This is a genomic window from Rhodospirillales bacterium (assembly GCA_016699855.1).
Taxonomy (GTDB): domain Bacteria; phylum Pseudomonadota; class Alphaproteobacteria; order Reyranellales; family Reyranellaceae.
This window is the reverse complement of record CP064988.1, coordinates 3,398,998-3,415,730: the sequence shown is the minus strand read 5'-3', so window position 1 is coordinate 3,415,730 and position 16,733 is coordinate 3,398,998. Positions and strand designations below refer to the sequence as shown.

Below are 16,733 nucleotides of genomic sequence, written 5' to 3'. Positions count from 1 at the left end.
GCGTATCCCTCCCTCAAGCCGCCTTGATGTTCGAGCGCTGGACGCGGTCGAGGTTGGCGCCTTCGATGCGCACCAATCTGGTGAGGCCGTCGCGCTTCGGCGAGTGGACGGCCCCCACGTCGTAGAAATGGCTGTCGCCCGGCTTCATGACATAGGTTCTGACGGGCTCGACGAGCGTCGGGGCGTCACCCTCGCCTCGCTTGACGATGCGCCAGTCGGTCATCTCCGTATCGCCGACGGCAAGTCCGTAGATCGCCCAGCTGGAGCCATGATCGTGCGGCGCGCCATGCGCCGGACTCTCGTACACGTGGCCGCAGACGCAGAAGCCGAGCGTCGGATCCTCGTACAGCACCTTGCGCGGGCGGCACTGCTCGGTGGTCAGATGCTTGGCGATGAATTCCTCGTCGCGCAGCGCCTTCGAAACCAAGGCGCAGACCGCCCGCTTGCCATCCGGGCCCGAATCGGCCTCCAGCGCCTCGCGGATATCGGCGCTCAGCCGCTCCAGAGTATAGGCCATTCGCATCCTCCACCCGGGTCGCCGCGCCTCCTGCGGGCTTGTCCGCCCATACAATGGCAGGCGAAGCGGGAATTCAATTCCTGATTCGCGCCGAATCTCGCCGAGGTGGATGATCGACGCGCAGATCTGCCCTGCGCCGCCCGGGCGCGGGTGGCTTGGCTGCGCTGGCATGATGCCGCGACGCGCAGCGTCGGAAAGCACCCACCGGAGGGACAACGAGATGAGCGCCGACTGGACGAGGACCGCCGCCGATCTTGAGCGCCTATTGAAACTGCGCACGCCGCCTTTCGCCATGAAACTGTTCGAACGAGCCGAGGACATGGAGGCGATTCCGCGCATCCGCCGGCCCAAGGCCGTCCACGCGTTCGACCAGGTCGTGGCGCAGGCCGCTCGGCTTGGCTGGACCGTCGGCGTCACCGCGGACAACCTGGTGGGCGCCCAGTGCCGGGCGGTGATCGGCCTCGGCAACGCCAAGGACGACAAGTGGAGGTCCGGCCAACAGATGGTTGGCGTCTGGTACAAGACGCCGCAGGACGCCAACGCGCACCAATCGGCGATGAACTGCGTCGCCGACGGCACCTATCAGGCCATGGTCGTCTCGCCGCTGGCCAGCGGTCGGCTCGATCCGCCGGACATCGCGCTGTTCTACGCCACCCCCGGCGCGATGATGTACTTCATCAACGGCATGCAGTGGTCGGGCTACAGGAAGTTCGACTGGGGCGTCGTCGGCGAATCGGCCTGCGCCGATTCCTGGGGCCGGGCGCTCAAGACGCGCGAGGCCAGTTTGTCGATCCCCTGCTTCGCCGAGCGCCGCTACGGCGGGGTGCTCGACGACGAGATGCTGATGGCCCTGCCGCCGGATCAGCTCGCCCAGGCGATCGCCGGCATGGAAGCGCTGGCCAAGAATGGCTTCCGCTACCCGTTCCCCCAATACGGCATCCAGCAGGACGTGCGGGCCGGCATGGGCGTCAGCTATCCGGAACGCGGCGCCAACGCCTGACGTCGAAGGTCGGGAGGCCGTCGTTACGGGACGGTCCACCGGGCCGAGGCGTTTCCGCTCCCACGTCGACGCGACGTTCCTCCTCGTGGAACGACTTCGCGCCGCTCGATACGATGATCCAGGAGAACGCCATGACGAAGCGGGACGAGAGACCACAGGCGGACGGCATGAACGTCACCACCGTGCGGCTGCAGAACGTCGCCCAGTCCTACGGCCAGTCCGCCGCTCTCATGGCGGCGGTCGAGGTCGGCGTTTTCACGGCGATCAGCGAGGGAGCCCGGACCTATCAGGAGGTCGCGCAGGCCGTCGACATCCACCCGACCAACGCCGAGCGGCTGATGGTGATGCTGTGCGCGGCCGGACTCCTCGAGAACGCGAAGGGCCGTCACAAGAACGCCCCGGATGTCGAGCGCTTCCTCGTGGAAGGCAAGCGCGGCTACATGGGCCCCTGGATAACGTTCACCAAGCCGCAGTGGAACGAATGGGGACGGCTGGGCGAGCACATCCGCGTCAAGGATCTGAAGGTGATGGGCTCGATCGAGACCTTCACCGTCGCCGACGCCCGCCGCTACCACGACGCGACCTACTCGATCGGCATGGGCGCGGGCCGCCGCTTCGTCCACCAGGTCGACCTCCGCGGCCGCCGGCGCGTCATGGACATCGGCGGCGGCTCCGGGGCCTATTGCATCGCCGCCGCGAAGGAGCACGCCGCCATCCGCGCCGTCGTGCTCGACCTGCCCGTGGTCTGCGAGGTGGCGCGCGGGTTCATAGCCGAGAACGGCGTCGCCGACCGCGTCGAGGCCCAGCCGTGCGACTTCACGCGCGATCCGTTCCCGACCGACTGCGACGTGGCGATCATGGCTTCCAATCTGCCCATGTACAGCCGGGAGATGATAGCGAGCGTCGTCAAGAAGGCCCACGACGCCCTTTTGCCCGGCGGGCAGATGCACCTCGTCGGCGAGATGACCAACGACGAGCGCACCGGGCCTTGGGGGCCGGCCTACTGGGGCCTGGGTCAGGCCGTAGGCGATTCGCTCGGCCTCGCGCATTCCGAGGCGGATGTGATCGGCTACTTCCGCGCGGCCGGCTTCGCGGACGTGGGCTTGCACGACTTCATCCCCGGTTCGCTCGGCCGCGTCACCGGCACCAAGGCGAAATGACGAACGACGGAGCGCCTCCCATGTTCCACACCGTCATCTGCGATCTGCTGGGCATCCGGTATCCGATCCTGCAGGGCGCCATGCAGGGCGGCGGCGGCGTCGACCTCGTGGCGGCCGTGAGCGAGGCCGGCGGCCTCGGCGTGCTGCCCACGTTCGGCGGCACCGACCAGAAGCTCAGGGCGGATATCGCCGGCGTGCGCGCGCGAACGACGAGGCCGTTCGGGGTCAACATCATGCCCATGGGCCGCGGCATCACCGAACGGTGCGCGGCGACGTGCATCGAGCTCGGCGTTCCCGTGGTCACCACGGGACGCGCCGATCCCGGCGAGGACATCGTGCGCCGGCTCAAGACGGCGGGGATCAGGGTCGTCTCCGTGATCCCGACCGTGGAGCATGCGCGGCGCATGGAGGGCGAGGGCGTCGACGCCGTCGTGGCCTCCGGATCGGAGGCCGGCGGCCACGTCGGCACGATCTCCACGCTTCCGCTCGTGCCGCAGGTCGTCGACGCGGTGAGGATCCCGGTTGTGGCCGCCGGCGGCATCGGCGACGCGCGCGGGTTCCTCGGCGCGTTCGCGCTCGGCGCCGTGGGCGTCCAGATGGGCACCCGCTTCATGGCGACGACCGAATCGGGCCTGAACGAATGGGGCCGCGCGCGGCTCCTCTCGATGCGGGAGACCGACACCATCGTCACCCGCGCGATGACCGGCGCCACGGTGCGCTGCATCAAGACGCCCGAGATCGCCGCCTACGAGGAAGCGCTCTCTCGACATGCGGACGGTGTCGAGCTGACGGAGCTCAAGCGCCGCGTGCGCGGGTCACGCTACGTGGAGGCCAATGGGGACCGTCGCCAATCCGCCGCCGGCCAGATCGCCGGGATGATATCCGACGTCGTGCCGGTCCGGGAGCTCATCGACGGCATGCTTGCCGACGCCGCGCGGCTCGCGGAGCGGATGCCGGCGGTGGCGAGAGCCTGATCTCCACGACCATCGGCATGGGTGTTCGAAGCGGCACGAAGCGATCGAGCGGAGCACGAGCCGAAATCCGGTCCTCGAAGTGGACCCGGGGTGACGACCGGAAGATCGAAACGACGCCAACGACCCGGAGCGGACACTGGCTTCAGGGGAGTGCCTGGCGCGGGCCGCGTCCCTCGGGTCGGTCGTGGCGTCGGCGGCTCCCGGAACGGTGATGCCACTAGTTGGAGCCAACGGACTCGGGACGACCATGGCTTGCGCCGATCGCGAGCGGCTGTGGCTGGCGTCGTCCAGGCCCTCGATGCCCTAGCGTGCGGACCCCGACGGGCCGGCGGGGCCACCCAGGCCCGGCGGGTACCGCGGCCCAAGGCCGACATGTGGGCGCTCCTCTTGCCGCCCGGCGCGGAGCGACGCCACAATGCGCAGACGTCGCGCGCGGGGCCCGACGCGCGATGGAGTATCCAGAATGCGCCACAACCTCTTGCGCGAACGCCTCGACGCAGGCCTTGGGACGCTCGGAACCCACATCCTGTCCGCCTGGCCGACGCTCATCGAACTGATCGGCCAGGCCGGCGGCTACGACTACGTCGAATTCACCGCCGAGTACGCCCCCTTCGACCTCCACGACCTCGACAATCTCGGCCGCGCGCTGGAGGTCGCCGGTCTCTGCGGCATGATGAAGCTCGAGCAGACGCAATGGACACACCAGGCCATGCGCGCGATCGGCTCCGGGTTCCAGAGCCTGCTGTTCGCCGACGTGCGCACGGTCGACGACGCCGTCGCGTGCGTGCGCGCGACCCGGGCGGAGACGCCGACCGGACTGGGAAGGCTGGGGGTCGGCATGCGCCGCGACGTCGGAACGATCCGCGAAGCCGGATCGCCGGCGTACGTGAAAGCGTTGGACGACGTGGTCGTCGCGATCATGGTCGAGAAGCGCGAGTGCGTCGAGGATATCGACGCCATCCTGTCGGTCGAAGGGCCTCGACATGGTCCAGTTCGGGCCGGCCGACTACGCGATGAGCATCGGCCGCGCCGGCCAGTTCGCGCATCCCGATGTGGTCGCGGCGGAGCGCCTGACGATCGAGACCGCGCTCCGCAAGGGTCTGCACCCGCGCGTAGAGCTGTCGGATCCTGCCCGCGCGGCGGCCTATATCGATATGGGCGTCCGCCACTTCTGCATCGGATGGGACGTGTCGATCCTGCACGAATGGTGGCGGACCCGGGGCGGCGAGATGCGGGCGCTCATGGAGGAGCCGGCGCGAACGGCCCGGTCGACGACGAAACCCCGGCCCGCGGCCAAGGGTCGGCGATCGGGACACTATCGCTGACCAGACCGGATCGCTGACCAGGCCGGCTTCGCCCCCGCGATCGGACCATCGCGGACGGGCTCGGCGGCCGGCTTGGCAGGCCATTGGGCTGCGTGTCGGACAACGGCACCGAGCCGACCAGCATGGCGATCCTGCGTTGGTCGCAGGAGCGCGGCGTCGACTGGCGCCACACCGCGCCCGGCAAACCGCGGCGGAACGCCTTCATCGAATCGTTCAGCGGGCGCCCGCGCGACGAACCGCTCGACGAGACGCCGCTCACCTCGCTGGCGCATGCCCGGGCGGCGCTGGCCGCCTGGCGCGGGGACTACACCACGGCAGACCGCACGGCGCGTCCGCCAATCTCGCACCGTGCGTCCACGACGCAACCAGCGCCTGTGTTCCGCGACAGGCCCACGAGCGAGCGCACCGTCAAGAACTGGCTGGCCGGGACCAACGGTCCGAGCGGCGAACATCTGATCGCCCTGGTCGCGCGCTCGGACGAGGTGCTGGACACCGTCCTCGCGATGGCCGGACGCGGCCGGATCGTCGCCGGGCTGAGGCTGCTCGCGGCGCGGGACCGGCTCGCGGCGGCGCTCGCGGAGATCGACGTGCTGGTCGACGGCTGAGGCCGCTTCGCGGACTCCCTGCTCCGCTTGGGCGCTTCCCTGTTCCGCCACCGGAAATTCCCTGTTCGCTGACGTAGGGAATTGCCCGGTAACGCGCTGATATTCCGGCGCGTTCGAACGCCCGTGGAGGCCGGCGGTGGTCCGATCCGGGCCGATTCCCTGTTAATTACCCTGATAGCAGGGAATTGACCGTGGAGAATGGTTCGCCGTGGACTGCACCCACCGCCATTGCATTGCGATATATTTTATCTACCTATCCGCGCAGTGGCAAATGCCCGCCATGGCGCGCTTTTCCGCGCGTGGACGCGACACCGGGCGCCACGGAATGGCCTCCGTGACGGGCCGTATCGCGCGCTGTTTCCGGCCTTCTATCCGGGCCCCGAATGGGCAGTGTCGGTACGCGACGCACGGCCTGCGGAACCGGAACCGTCGTGCCGCGCCGGGATCGACCGAACATGGCGGAATCGCGTGTCTGGCGTGCCCGCGAGGGCGCGCGATCGCCGCGAGCCGCGCGCATTCCGATGGTCATCGCCGAGAGATCGGCCGTGGCGTCGTCGAACAGCGCGGGGAGCCTCGACGTCTGCGTTCACGTCGGCGTCGCGCCGACACCAGCCTTGCGCGGGTGACGTTCCGCGGTGGCTCGCCGATATCAGCGCAAGCTGAGGATGTAGGCGACCAGCGCGTCGCGCTCCTGGGAGCTGAGCGAGAAGTCGGGCATCAGCGTGTGCCCTCTGGAAAGGTATCGATCGAGCGATTCCGCGGTCGTGCCCGACCGGGCGGCGATTTCCCAGAAGGTGGGCGCGTTGTCGGTAGCCTTGCGCTGGTTGGGTTCGACGACGTGGCATGCCACGCACCAGCGCGCGGCCAGACGGCTTCCGACCGGGGAATCCTGCGCGGCCGCCGGTAACGCCAGCGGCGCCAAGGCCACCACCACCGCCATTGATCTTCGCATCTGTCTCACCATCCATTGCCAAGCGTAGGTTGTCGATCACCGGTCGTCGCCCGGGGGAGCGGGAGAGCGCGGGTCTTCCGGGCGCGCGGCGCCGGAGGGACCACGCCTGTCGCCGTCGCGGTCAGGGCGCCTTCTCGACCGCGACCGCGGCCTCGTTGCGCCGCAGGAAAGGCAGCGTGAAGGGGGCGTCGTAGTTGAGCGTGGAGGGCTCGTCCGACGGCCGCCACGGCGATGGGGCGAGCGCCGCCGTCAGCTCGGCCTCGCGCCGCGCCCGGTCGATCCCCGATCCGGAGTATCTCAGGATCGCGATCGTCGCGGCGGGCATCGTGACGAGTCGCACCCGGCCGTCGACGGGCGTCGGCGCGTTCTCGCGGCTGAGCTTCGCCGGCAGGAAGAACCTCATCCGCACGCGCCCGTCCGCCCGCGAGGTCTGGACCGGTACGGCCGTCGCCACCCGTTCCCGGTCGCGCACCTCGACCGGCACGGTCATGGCGATCCGGTCGCTTCCCGACCCTGCCGCGCGGTTGGCGCCCGCGATGTATGCGAACAACAGCCGGAACGCTTCGCCGCGTCCCGCCTCGCCGGTGGAGGGCGACTCGACCTCGGCCGCGAGGCGCGGCCCGTAGCGCCGTATCTCGACCTGATCCCCGAGACGATCGATCACCTCGTAGCGCGGCTCCTCGTTGAGCCGGACGCCGAAGACGCCGAACACCGACTCGAGCGCGAGCACGCCGTAGTACGAAATCGCCTGCCACATTCTCTCGCGTCCGTTGGTGCGCCCCGATCCTAGTGAACGCGGTGGCCACCTCCCCGTTCCCTGTCGCGGGCAGAAAATCAGGAGGCGTCCGCCCCACGGCCGTCGCCACTGTCCAGAACGTCGATCGGCCGCCGGCGAGCGCGCCGATCGACTTCGACCCCAAGGCGCTGGCGATCGTCCGCGGCCGCGATGGCGGCGGCAGGAGTGGGTTGGCGCCAGCGGCGCTCACTGCCGCTTGGCGGCGCGCGGCGAGGAATGGTGGTGCGCGATCCGCCACTGGCCGTCGCGCTTCACCACGACCATGGTGAAGCGCGAGGGCCGCGGCTCGTCGTTCTGCTCGCGCCGCGCGAACGTGTAGAACCCCGTGCCGAGCACGACGTCCGGTCCGAGGACGACGAGATCGCGCTCGCCGATCGCGTTCTTGCGGCCGCTGCCGGGAAGTGCCTCGAAGTACTTCCGGATGTCCTCGGTGCCCTTCGACACCACCGGACTGGTCGTGCCCAGCAGGATCGCGTCCGGCGTGTAGAGGGCGACCAACGCCTCGCGGTCGTTGGCGCTGTACGCCGCCGCCCAACGGTCGATGACGGCGCCCGCGTCCTCCGCCGGCCCCGCCGCCGCGATGGCAGGCGCGAGAACAAGAAGAGCGATCGAGATAGTCCAATCCGATCTCCGCAAGATCAGGTCCTCCTGTCACGAAACTCCTGCCGCACCGGACACGAGGTGTATCCGGGAGGAGGGAAGAGTGGGACGAGATCATCTGGACCGGCAAGCTCTCGACAACTCGGTCGGAGGATCAGGAGGCGTCCGCCCCGTTCGACGCCAATGAGCAGACAATCGAGCCGAGCGTCCGCGACCCGCCGCTCGTCGTTCACGTGCCGGTCGATCGCGCCGGGGCGCGCGGCGCGGACCGCCTCGACCGCCGCTGGCGGCTCCATGCACAGCTCCACCAGCAGCCGGGTGGCGATCGTGCCGGACCGCACCAGCCCTTGCGTGGCGCCGGTCTCCGCGCGAGGGTGGGTCCGACATGACAAAGACCACGCCGAAGCGCCTGGGGTTCTTCTCCCGTCTGCTCGACAAGACCGACGCCGCCGGACGCTACCGCCTCGTGACCGAGCAGGTCGCGCAGGCCGAGCGCAGCGGCTTCGACTCGGCGTGGATCGCCCAGCATCACTTCCATGAGGCCGAGGGCGGCCTGCCGGCGCCGTTCGTCTTCCTGGCCCACCTCGCGGCGCACACCTCGCGCATCCGCCTCGGCACGGGCATCGTGACGCTGCCGCTCGAACTGCCGATCCGCGTCGCCGAGGACGCCGCCGTCCTCGACCTGATGTGCGGCCACCGCCTTGAGGTCGGCGTCGGGCCGGGCGGCAACATGACGGCGTTCGCCGCGTTCGGTCTGGCCAGCGGCGAACGCCACCGCCTCTTCTCCGAGCACCTCGACGTCCTGCGCACAGCCTGGTCGGGTGGCGCGCTGCCGGGCGGCGACCGGCTGTATCCCCCGGCCCCGACTCTCGTCGGCCGCATCTGGCAGGCGACCTTCACGGTCGAGGGCGCGCGGCGCGCCGGCCTGGCGGGCGACGGCCTGATGCTCTCGCGCACCCAGCCGCGGCCGCTGGACCGGCCCGACGCCACGCTGGCCGACATCCAGAACCCGATGATCGACGCGTATCTCGCGGCGCTGCCCGGAGGCGTAACGCCGCGCATCCTCGCGTCGCGCACGGTGTTCGCCACCGACGACCGCGAGGACGCCGTCCGGTTCGCCAAGGCCGGCCTCATGAGCCTCGTCGACAAGCACGCCGAGGCAGGCATGCCGGTAGCCAGAGGTTCGCTCGAGGACCTGGTCAAGTCCTTCGACGTCCATATGGGGACGCCCTCGGAGGTGGTCGGATCATTGCTCGCCGACAGCACGCTCGAACGCGCCACGGATCTCACCATGCAGGTCCATTCCATCGACCCGCCCCATCCCCATATCCTGCGTTCGATCGAGCTGATGGCGGACAAGGTGGCTCCGGCGCTGGGCTGGACGCGCGACGACGCGGCCGGCGTCCGCAAGGTCGCATGATCCAAGGAGGGACGGCACGATGGCGACGACTTCCGACGTGATCGACGCGCTGGCCGGCATCGCGCCGGGTTCGCGCCTCGACACGATCCGCGCCCTGCGAGCCGAGGCGCGCAGGAACGCGCAGCTGAGCTATCTCGCGCTGATGGAACCCGCGTCGTCCGGCGGCGTCACGGCGCAGGAGCGCTTCGCGGTGGCCGCCTTCGTCGCCGGCCTCCATGGCCGCCCGGAGACCAGCGATTTCTACGGGACGAGGCTCGCGGCCTCCGGCGCGCCGCCGACGTTGCGATCAGCCGTCGCCGCGGCCGTCGCCGCCGGATCGGCCACCGGGCCCTACGGCCACTATCCAGAGGGTCCGCTCAGCGTCGAGGACGCGGCCGGCCCCGTCTACAAGGTCGCCGGCGACACGGCCGACGCGCTCGGCGCGCGCCTCACCGCCGCGTTCGAGCACGTCCACATGCTGGTATTCCATCCGCGCGACGCCGCGGCGGCGTCGCTGCAGTCGCTGCTCGACGCCGGGTGGTCGACGACGGATATCGTGACGCTGTCGCAGCTCGTCTCCTTCCTGGCGTTCCAGATCCGCGTCGTCGCCGGCCTGAGGACGCTCGCTCCCATGCTTTCCGCGTGAGGCCGACATGACCGACAGGACGCTGACGCCGCCGCCGCACACGGAGCCCGTCGTCTTCACCCGCGACCAGCTCGACTGGCTGCCGTGGATCGAGCCGTTGACCGAGGCCGAATTGACGCCGCGCCACCACGCCAGCCTGGTGGACGCCGCGCGCGCCAAGTCGCCGTATTTCCGTCTGCTGGCCCGCGACCCCGACGCGCTCGAGGCCCGCACGCGCGCCGATAAGGACATCTTCTACAACCCGGAGGCCGGCCTGCCGCGCGCCGAGCGGGAGCTCGCCGCCACCGCGGCCTCGCGCCACAACGGCTGCATCTACTGCGCCTCGGTGCACGCGCGTTTCGCCGCGACCTACTCCAAGCGCGTGCCGGAGGTCGAGAGGCTGCTGGCCGAGGGTGTCGGCGCCGATCTCGACGCGCGCTGGAACGCCATCGTCGCGGCCTCGGTGGCCCTCACCTCGACACCTGTCGCGTTCGCGCCGTCGCATGTCGACGCGCTGCGGCAGGCAGGCCTCGACGACGCCGCGATCGTCGACGTGATCAACGCCGCCTCGTTCTTCAACTGGGCCAACCGGCTGATGCTGTCGCTGGGCGAGCCGGCCGCGCCCTGACGCCGGATCAGGCGTTCGCGCCGGACCGCACCATTTCGCACCTTGTCTCGGGAGCCGATTCGACTTAGGACCAAAGGGCGCCCGGCGACTTTACCGGGCGGTCGACCACCTTTCCGGAAGAGAAGATATGCCCCGCGCCGCCTCGCTCAAAACCATCGAAGCCAAGATCCGCGCCCTCCAGGCCCGGGCGGACAAGCTCAAGAAGGCCGAAAAGCCCGGCGTCAAGCAACTGAAAGCCGTCGTGCGCAAATACAAGCTGACGATGGCCGATGTGACGGCGGCGATGAAAGGCCGTCCGGCGGCGTCGAAGGGCGCTAAGGGCGCGAAAACGCGGACGGTGAAGCCAAAGTACCGTAACCCCGCCGACAAGAGCGAGACCTGGGCGGGACGCGGCAGCAAGCCGAGGTGGGTCGTTGCCGCCCTCAAGAGCGGCAAGAAGCTCGAAGACCTGGCGATCTAGGGGCGGTCCGCACCAGATAGCGGCGCGGCAGCGGCATCCGCCGCCGCGCCGCCGCCCGGACGCGCCGCCGGCGGCCTAGCGCCGCCGCGTCTCGTGCTCATGGACCTCGCTCATGAACGGCGCGGCGATCGCGGCGTTCAGTTTGCAGTCGAGGAACATCGGCCCGTCCGGCTTGGCCAGCAGCGGCGCCAGTTTCTCCAGTTCCTCGAGCGTGCGCACGGTCGCGGCCCGGAAGCCGAACGCTTCGGCGACCGGCGCGTAGTCGACGTCGGGGAACACCGACTTCGCCACCGGCAGACCGCGCATCTTGAGGAAATGCAATTCGGCGCCATAGGCGCAATCGTTCATCAGCACGATGACGAGCGGCAGGTCCTCGCGCACCACCGTCTCCAGCTCGCCCATCGTCATCAGGAAGCCGCCATCGCCGATCACCAGGATGGTCGTCTCGTCGGGACGGCCGCAGGCGACGCCGAGCGCGGTGCCGAAGCCCATGCCGATCGAGGCGAAATCGCTGGTGAACTTGAAATGCTGCGGTCCCGGCACCGAGAGATAGGGCACGATCCCGAGGAAGTTTCCGGCGTCGTAGACCAGGTTGCGCCGCGGCGGCAGCAGCCGGTCGAGCGCCGCGCCCAGCGCGCGCGGATCGACCGTGCGGGCGGTGTTCGCTGGCTGGAAGTCCTTGGCGAGATCGAAGCCGGCGAGGAACCGGCGCGTCTCCTCCGAGCGGAACGGCCGCTCCGCGTTCGACCCTTCCGGCAGCGCCACCAGCAGCGCTTCCGCGGCGAGGCGCGCGTCGCCGACCACGGCCACGTCGGCGGGCTGCCAGCGGCCGATGTTGCCGCGCCGCGCGTCGACCTGGATCAGCGGCGCGTCCGGCAGCGCGTTGCCGAAGCTCATGGTGAGGATGTTGAGGCTGGCGCCGAACGCCAGCACGCAGTCGGCCTGGTCGATCAGGCCCCGGGCGGCGGAATGCGAGAACGAGCCGATGACGCCGAGATCGGCGGGATTGCCGCGGAACATGTCCTTGGCGCGCGCCGTGGTGACGAGCAGCGCGCCGGTCCGCTCGGCCAGCGCCTCGATGGCCGGCTTCGCGCCGGCCCAATGCGCGCCCTGGCCGGCGATGATCAGCGGCTTGCGGCTACGGCGCAGCAGGTCGGCGGCGGCCTCGACCGCCTGCGGTCGCGGCGCCACCGGTCGCGCGGGCGCCGAGCGCGGCGTCGATGGCGGCACGCCCGCGGCGATCTCGATGTCGGCGAGCTGCACGTTGACCGGTAGCAGCAGCGCGGCGAGTTCTCCCCGCATCGCCGTCGCGGCCGCGTCAGCGAGCGCGCCGCGCGCGGCGGCGGGGCCGCTGGCGGTGAACGTGCGGATGCCGGCGGCGCCGAGCACGCCCAGGGCGTTGAACGCCTTGTAGTCCGGGCCCGGCGCGTTGGCGGCGGCGCCCGGCGCGGCGGCCTCGCCGTAGATGATCAGCACGCGCGACCCGGTGCGGTTGGCGTAGGTGGCGGCGTGCATGCCGTTGGCGGTGGCGGGGCCGCGGCCGATCACCGCGATGCCGAGCTTGCCGGTGGCGAAGGCGTATCCCTCCGCCATGGCGATGGCGTTGTTCTCGTGCCGGGCGCCGTAGAAGCGCACGCCCGAGCTGTCGAGCCCGGTGACGAACACGGCGGTGTCGTCGCTCATCAGGCCGAACACCTGCTCGACGCCGAGCGCCTTGATGTCCTCGGCAAGAGCCTGGTGCGTCGGTATGCGCCGTATGCCGCCTTCGCGCATGGTTTCGCCGGTCATGATCAATCCTCCCGTATCGCGGCCGGCGCGCGCCAGCGCCGGCGCGCGCGTCTATCCCCGCAGCACCTTACCGGCCTTCGCTTCCGTGAGGCGGCCCCGCTCCCACGTGACGGCGCCATTCACGACCGTGTACTCGACGCCGCGCGACGGCATCACGATGCGCTTGGCGCCGCCGGGAAGGTCGTAGCGCCGCTCGCCGTGGTTGCTCGAACCGATGCTCGCCGGATCGAAGATCGCCACGTCGGCCGGCGCGCCCTCGACGAGTCGACCGCGGTCCTTCAGTCCGAACAGATCGGCCGGATCGGAGGTCAGCTTTCGCACGCCCTCCTCCAGCGTGATCGCCTCCTTCTCGCGCACCCACGTGCCCAGAAGGTAGGTCGGGTAGCCGGCGTCGCACAGCATGTCGACATGCGCGCCGCCGTCGCCCAGCGCCATAAGGATCGACTTGTCGTTGAGCAGCTCGCGCATGCGGTCCTCGCGCGTGTTCCACGACGCCATGGTGAGCTCGCATTCGAGATCGTCGGCGAGCACGAGGTCGAGGAACGCGTCGACACCGTCCTTGCCCTGCTCCAGCGCGATCGCGGCGACCGATCTACCCTCCATCGATCGCAGCGCCGGGTTCTTGACGGCGTGGACTCCGATCCGGCCCCAGTTGCTGAAGCCGGTCGGATTCCGCAAGTTGTCGCGGAACTCCGCGCGGAACGCCGGATCGGCGTAGACGCGCCTGTGCGCCTCCGCGGACATGTCGGCGAAAACCCGCTTCCACGCCGGGAACGCGGCGAAGGCGAAGGGGTTCTTCATGTCGACCTCGCGCGTCAGCGGCAGCGGCGAGGTCTGCGGCCGCGCGCCTTTGGCGATCATCGGCGCCGCCCGGCGCAGCGTGTCGCGCACCGCCTCGGGGATGTCGTCGCGGTCGAACAGGGCGATGAACGTCACCGGCCGCCCGCTCTCCGTCAGCAGGAAGTCCAGCATCTCGCACTGGTCCTCCTCGAGAACGCCGACCTGACGGGTGAGCGCGATCTCGATCGCGCCCTTGCCGCGCGACTTGAGCTGGTTGGCGTAGGCCTTCAACTCCTCGCGGCTGGCGTTGCGGCAGGCCAGCGGCTTGCCTTCGAAGCCCATGTGCTGGTTCAGCGTCGTGCTGGAGAAACCCAGCGCGCCGGCGTCGACCGCCTCGCCGATCAGCGTCGCGATCCCCGCCGTCTCCTCGGGCGTCGCCGCCCGCTCCATCGACGCCTCGCCCATGACGTAGTGGCGGAACGGCGTGAGCGGCGCGATGAAGGCGAGGTTCAACGACGGCCGCCGGGCCGGCCGCGTCCATGAACTGCGGAAACGTCTCCCAGTCCCAGGTGATGCCCTTGTTCAGCACGTCGAACGGGATGCCTTCGACGTTGACGAGGTCCTTCATCGCGATCTCGCGCGTCTCCGGCTTGCAGGGCGCGATGCCGACGCCGCAATTTCCCATCACGACACTGGTCACGCCGTGCCAGGACGAGGGCGTGACCGCGCCGTCCCAGCAGATCTGCGCGTCGTAGTGGGTGTGCGGGTCGACGAAGCCCGGCGCCACCACCAGACCGTCGGCGTCGACGACGCGTTTGGCGCCGTCCGTCACCTTGCCGATCTCGGCGACCCTGCCGCCGGCGATCGCGACATCGGCCCGGTAGCGCGCCGCGCCGGTGCCGTCGACGATGGTGCCGTTCTTGATCACGAGGTCGTAGCTCATCGTTTCCTCCCGCGGGACACGGCCGACCGTACTCCCTTCGGCCCCGAACGGACGAATGCGAATCTCGCCGGACAGCCACCAGCCGGCGGATTCCGTGCGTTCGCTCGCTCACGGAATCCGCGTTGCCCGGCCGCGACCATCGGCCTAGCGTCGACGGCAAGGTCCCGTCGAGGACCGCCGTCCCGCCTCGACGCGGGCGATAGCCCCGCGATCCACCCGGACGCCGGGCGGCCACAGGGAGGCATCAATGACCAGGAAGTCGATTGGACGACGTCGTTTCGCCAGCGGCTCGGCCGCGTTGTCGGGCGCCGTGCTCGCCGCGCCGTTCACGCGCGGCGCGCACGCCGCCGGCAAGCTGTCCTTCGCGATGTGGGACCACTGGGTCCCCGGCGCGAACAAGGCCAGCGAGGCGCTGATCAGGGAATGGGGAGAAAAGGAGAAGGTCGAGGTCTCGATCGACTACATCACGTCGCAGGGCAACAAGCTGCTGTTGACCGGCGCCGCGGAGTCGCAGGCGAAGTCCGGACACGACGTCTTCGCGTTCTCGACATGGCTGCCGGGACGGTACGCCAACCAGCTCGTGCCGATGAACGACGTGATGGAGCCGTTGATCAAGGAGAACGGCGCCGTCAACGCCACCGTCGAGTATCTCGGAAAAGTCGGCGGCAAGTGGCTCGCGGTGCCGGCGACCATCGGCAGCCAGATCAAGGGGCCGTGCTCGCGCATAGACCTGATGAAGGATCTCGCGGGCATCGACGTGAAGGCGATGTACCCCGCCGGCGCGCCTCCGAAGGCCGACGCGTGGACGTTCGACACGTTCCTGAAGGCCGCGGAGGCCTGCAGCAAGGGAGGCCACGCCTTCGGCATCGGCGTCGGCACGACGGCCGACAACGTCGACACCGCCGGCGCCATCTTCCACGGCTTCGGCGCGCAGCTCGTGAACGCCAAGGGCGACATCACGGTCAAGAGCGACGCGGTCCGCCAGGCGCTCGACTACTACAAGCGGTTGATGGCGTTCCTGCCGCCCGACGCGCCGTCGTGGGACGACGCCTCGAACAACAAGTGGCTGGTGTCCGGCAAGGGCGCGCTGATCATGAACCCGCCGAGCGCCTGGGCGGTGGCGAAGCGCGACGCGCCGAAGATCGCGGAGCAGCTCTGGAGCCACGGCTTCGCCGCGGGACCCAGGGGCCGCTACGCGCCGTTCGTGCCTTATTTCTGGGGCGTGTGGAATTTCAGCAAGAACCAGGCGGCCGCCAAGAGCGCGATCACCTACCTCTCGCGGCCAGCGTCCGTCGAGAAGCTGGTCACCGCCAGCGGTGGCTACGACATCCCGTCGTTTTCCAAACTCACGACGCTCGAGACCTGGGCCGACGAGGGCCCGCCGAAGGGCACGCTCTACCACTATCCCAATCCCTACGACCACCAGATCCTGTCGATCGCCGGCGCGCCGGCGCCGCACAAGATCGGCGAGGGAATCTACGTCCAGGCGATCCAGACGCAGATGGTCGTGCGTCACTTCAAGGGCGAGGCGATGGAAGCCACCCTCGACTGGGCGGCCAAGGAGATCGAGGGCTTCTCGCGCTAGGCTCGCGGCGATCCGCCGCCGCCGGTGGAGGCCCGGCGGCGGCGCGGTCTGGTCTTGCAAACGCGCGGGATGGGGCTGAATGTCCCAGTTGGATGCGCGGTGCGGAGCCGTCGCTGCCGCCGTCGAACGGAGGAACACGCCATGGACAGCCCGATCGCCCCCGACAAGACCGCGACGAAGCTCGCGCATGCGACGGCGGACACCGCGCCGCTGGTGCCGGGCCGCCGCGAGTTCTTCCAGTATCGCGACCTCCTCGTCGCGGACGCCACCCAGGGCCTGATGCGGGCGCAGATCATGTCGGCCTCGGTCGGCATGACCCGGCCCACGGGCTGGCACTACCACGTGTGCGACGCGCAGTTCGTCTACGCGCTGAAGGGCTGGGTCGACCTCGAGTTCGAGGATGGCCGCAAGATCCGCATGAACGCCGGCGAGTCGCTGCTGATCCCCGGCGGCATGCGGCACAACGAGACGGCCACGTCGGACGATCTGGAGATCCTCGAGGTCTCCGTCCCGGCGCAGATGGGCACGATCCCCTGCGAACCGCCGGGCAAAGCGTCGTAGCGCATATCGTGTAGGCGGGCCGCAGCCGCCGTCCG

At 69.9% G+C, this 16,733-nt stretch carries 16 protein-coding genes and 1 pseudogene; 11 read left to right on the top strand and 6 right to left on the bottom strand.

What is annotated here, in order from left to right:
• Nucleotides 1-13 precede the first annotated feature (13 nt).
• On the bottom strand, nt 14-517 hold the full coding sequence (locus IPK81_16065; protein QQS11105.1) for a hypothetical protein: 504 nt from the start codon (nt 515-517) through the stop codon (nt 14-16).
• 220 nt (nt 518-737) lie between these two features.
• Between IPK81_16065 and IPK81_16060 the strand changes: the two genes are divergently transcribed.
• From IPK81_16060 to IPK81_16040, 5 genes are all read left to right on the top strand, one after another.
• Nucleotides 738-1,517 carry a DUF169 domain-containing protein gene (locus IPK81_16060; GenBank protein ID QQS11104.1) on the top strand — a complete coding sequence of 260 codons (780 nt, stop codon included), beginning with the start codon at nt 738-740 and terminating at the stop codon, nt 1,515-1,517.
• A 131-nt stretch (nt 1,518-1,648) separates the two neighbouring features.
• Nucleotides 1,649-2,677, top strand: coding sequence for a methyltransferase domain-containing protein (locus IPK81_16055; GenBank protein QQS11103.1), 1,029 nt, complete (start codon nt 1,649-1,651; stop codon nt 2,675-2,677).
• Nucleotides 2,678-2,697: 20 nt separating this feature from the next.
• Complete coding sequence (locus IPK81_16050; protein QQS11102.1) at nt 2,698-3,651, top strand: nitronate monooxygenase; 954 nt, start codon at nt 2,698-2,700, stop codon at nt 3,649-3,651.
• 463 nt (nt 3,652-4,114) lie between these two features.
• Nucleotides 4,115-4,993, top strand: a complete 879-nt coding sequence (locus IPK81_16045; protein QQS11101.1) for a hypothetical protein — start codon at nt 4,115-4,117, stop codon at nt 4,991-4,993.
• 105 nt (nt 4,994-5,098) lie between these two features.
• Nucleotides 5,099-5,581, top strand: coding sequence for a transposase (locus IPK81_16040; protein ID QQS11100.1), 483 nt, complete (start codon nt 5,099-5,101; stop codon nt 5,579-5,581).
• 649 nt (nt 5,582-6,230) lie between these two features.
• On the opposite strand, the gene IPK81_16035 is transcribed toward IPK81_16040, so the two are convergent.
• The 3 genes from IPK81_16035 to IPK81_16025 all read right to left on the bottom strand — a co-directional run bounded on the left by IPK81_16035 (nt 6,231) and on the right by IPK81_16025 (nt 7,965).
• Entirely contained in the window at nt 6,231-6,521 is a 291-nt protein-coding gene (locus tag IPK81_16035; GenBank protein ID QQS11099.1) for a cytochrome c, read from the bottom strand.
• A 133-nt stretch (nt 6,522-6,654) separates the two neighbouring features.
• Nucleotides 6,655-7,290 (bottom strand): heme-binding protein, encoded by a 636-nt coding sequence (locus IPK81_16030; protein ID QQS11098.1) that lies wholly within the window; start codon nt 7,288-7,290, stop codon nt 6,655-6,657.
• Between the two features lie 225 nt (nt 7,291-7,515).
• Nucleotides 7,516-7,965, bottom strand: a complete 450-nt coding sequence (locus tag IPK81_16025; protein ID QQS11097.1) for an SgcJ/EcaC family oxidoreductase — start codon at nt 7,963-7,965, stop codon at nt 7,516-7,518.
• A 349-nt stretch (nt 7,966-8,314) separates the two neighbouring features.
• Between IPK81_16025 and IPK81_16020 the strand changes: the two genes are divergently transcribed.
• From IPK81_16020 to IPK81_16005, 4 genes are all read left to right on the top strand, one after another.
• Nucleotides 8,315-9,349 (top strand): putative FMN-dependent luciferase-like monooxygenase, encoded by a 1,035-nt coding sequence (locus IPK81_16020; GenBank protein ID QQS11096.1) that lies wholly within the window; start codon nt 8,315-8,317, stop codon nt 9,347-9,349.
• 19 nt (nt 9,350-9,368) lie between these two features.
• Entirely contained in the window at nt 9,369-9,974 is a 606-nt protein-coding gene (locus IPK81_16015) for a CMD domain protein (protein QQS11095.1), read from the top strand.
• 7 nt (nt 9,975-9,981) lie between these two features.
• Nucleotides 9,982-10,581: an alkylhydroperoxidase domain protein gene (locus IPK81_16010; protein QQS11094.1), complete on the top strand. Its 600-nt coding sequence runs from the start codon at nt 9,982-9,984 to the stop codon at nt 10,579-10,581.
• A gap of 127 nt (nt 10,582-10,708) precedes the next feature.
• The gene (locus IPK81_16005) at nt 10,709-11,041 is read left to right on the top strand and encodes an H-NS histone family protein (protein QQS11093.1); all 333 of its coding nucleotides are present in this window, start codon (nt 10,709-10,711) and stop codon (nt 11,039-11,041) included.
• Nucleotides 11,042-11,116: 75 nt separating this feature from the next.
• On the opposite strand, the gene IPK81_16000 is transcribed toward IPK81_16005, so the two are convergent.
• Both IPK81_16000 and IPK81_15995 read right to left on the bottom strand, forming a co-directional pair.
• On the bottom strand, nt 11,117-12,829 hold the full coding sequence (locus IPK81_16000; GenBank protein QQS11092.1) for a thiamine pyrophosphate-binding protein: 1,713 nt from the start codon (nt 12,827-12,829) through the stop codon (nt 11,117-11,119).
• Nucleotides 12,830-12,880: 51 nt separating this feature from the next.
• Nucleotides 12,881-14,552 (bottom strand): annotated as a pseudogene (locus IPK81_15995) (amidohydrolase family protein).
• Nucleotides 14,553-14,799: 247 nt separating this feature from the next.
• Here IPK81_15995 and IPK81_15990 point away from each other — a divergent pair.
• Entirely contained in the window at nt 14,800-16,137 is a 1,338-nt protein-coding gene (locus IPK81_15990) for an extracellular solute-binding protein (GenBank protein ID QQS11091.1), read from the top strand.
• Between the two features lie 141 nt (nt 16,138-16,278).
• A complete protein-coding gene (locus IPK81_15985; GenBank protein ID QQS11090.1) occupies nt 16,279-16,698 on the top strand; it encodes a cupin domain-containing protein in 420 nt (139 codons plus the stop codon).
• Nucleotides 16,699-16,733: the final 35 nt, after the last annotated feature.

Excerpts from the sequence above, each read along its gene's own strand:
- IPK81_16000 (QQS11092.1), bottom strand. The coding sequence starts at position 12,829 with ATGACCGGCGAAACCATGCGCGAAGGCGGCATACGGCGCATACCGACG.
- IPK81_16055 (QQS11103.1), top strand. The coding sequence starts at position 1,649 with ATGACGAAGCGGGACGAGAGACCACAGGCGGACGGCATGAACGTCACC.
- IPK81_16065 (QQS11105.1), bottom strand. The coding sequence starts at position 517 with ATGGCCTATACTCTGGAGCGGCTGAGCGCCGATATCCGCGAGGCGCTG.
- IPK81_16040 (QQS11100.1), top strand. The coding sequence starts at position 5,099 with ATGGCGATCCTGCGTTGGTCGCAGGAGCGCGGCGTCGACTGGCGCCAC.
- IPK81_16050 (QQS11102.1), top strand. The coding sequence starts at position 2,698 with ATGTTCCACACCGTCATCTGCGATCTGCTGGGCATCCGGTATCCGATC.
- IPK81_16030 (QQS11098.1), bottom strand. The coding sequence starts at position 7,290 with ATGTGGCAGGCGATTTCGTACTACGGCGTGCTCGCGCTCGAGTCGGTG.
- IPK81_16035 (QQS11099.1), bottom strand. The coding sequence starts at position 6,521 with ATGGCGGTGGTGGTGGCCTTGGCGCCGCTGGCGTTACCGGCGGCCGCG.
- IPK81_16010 (QQS11094.1), top strand. The coding sequence starts at position 9,982 with ATGACCGACAGGACGCTGACGCCGCCGCCGCACACGGAGCCCGTCGTC.
- IPK81_16060 (QQS11104.1), top strand. The coding sequence starts at position 738 with ATGAGCGCCGACTGGACGAGGACCGCCGCCGATCTTGAGCGCCTATTG.
- IPK81_16020 (QQS11096.1), top strand. The coding sequence starts at position 8,315 with ATGACAAAGACCACGCCGAAGCGCCTGGGGTTCTTCTCCCGTCTGCTC.
- IPK81_16015 (QQS11095.1), top strand. The coding sequence starts at position 9,369 with ATGGCGACGACTTCCGACGTGATCGACGCGCTGGCCGGCATCGCGCCG.
- IPK81_15990 (QQS11091.1), top strand. The coding sequence starts at position 14,800 with ATGACCAGGAAGTCGATTGGACGACGTCGTTTCGCCAGCGGCTCGGCC.
- IPK81_15985 (QQS11090.1), top strand. The coding sequence starts at position 16,279 with ATGGACAGCCCGATCGCCCCCGACAAGACCGCGACGAAGCTCGCGCAT.
- IPK81_16005 (QQS11093.1), top strand. The coding sequence starts at position 10,709 with ATGCCCCGCGCCGCCTCGCTCAAAACCATCGAAGCCAAGATCCGCGCC.
- IPK81_16045 (QQS11101.1), top strand. The coding sequence starts at position 4,115 with ATGCGCCACAACCTCTTGCGCGAACGCCTCGACGCAGGCCTTGGGACG.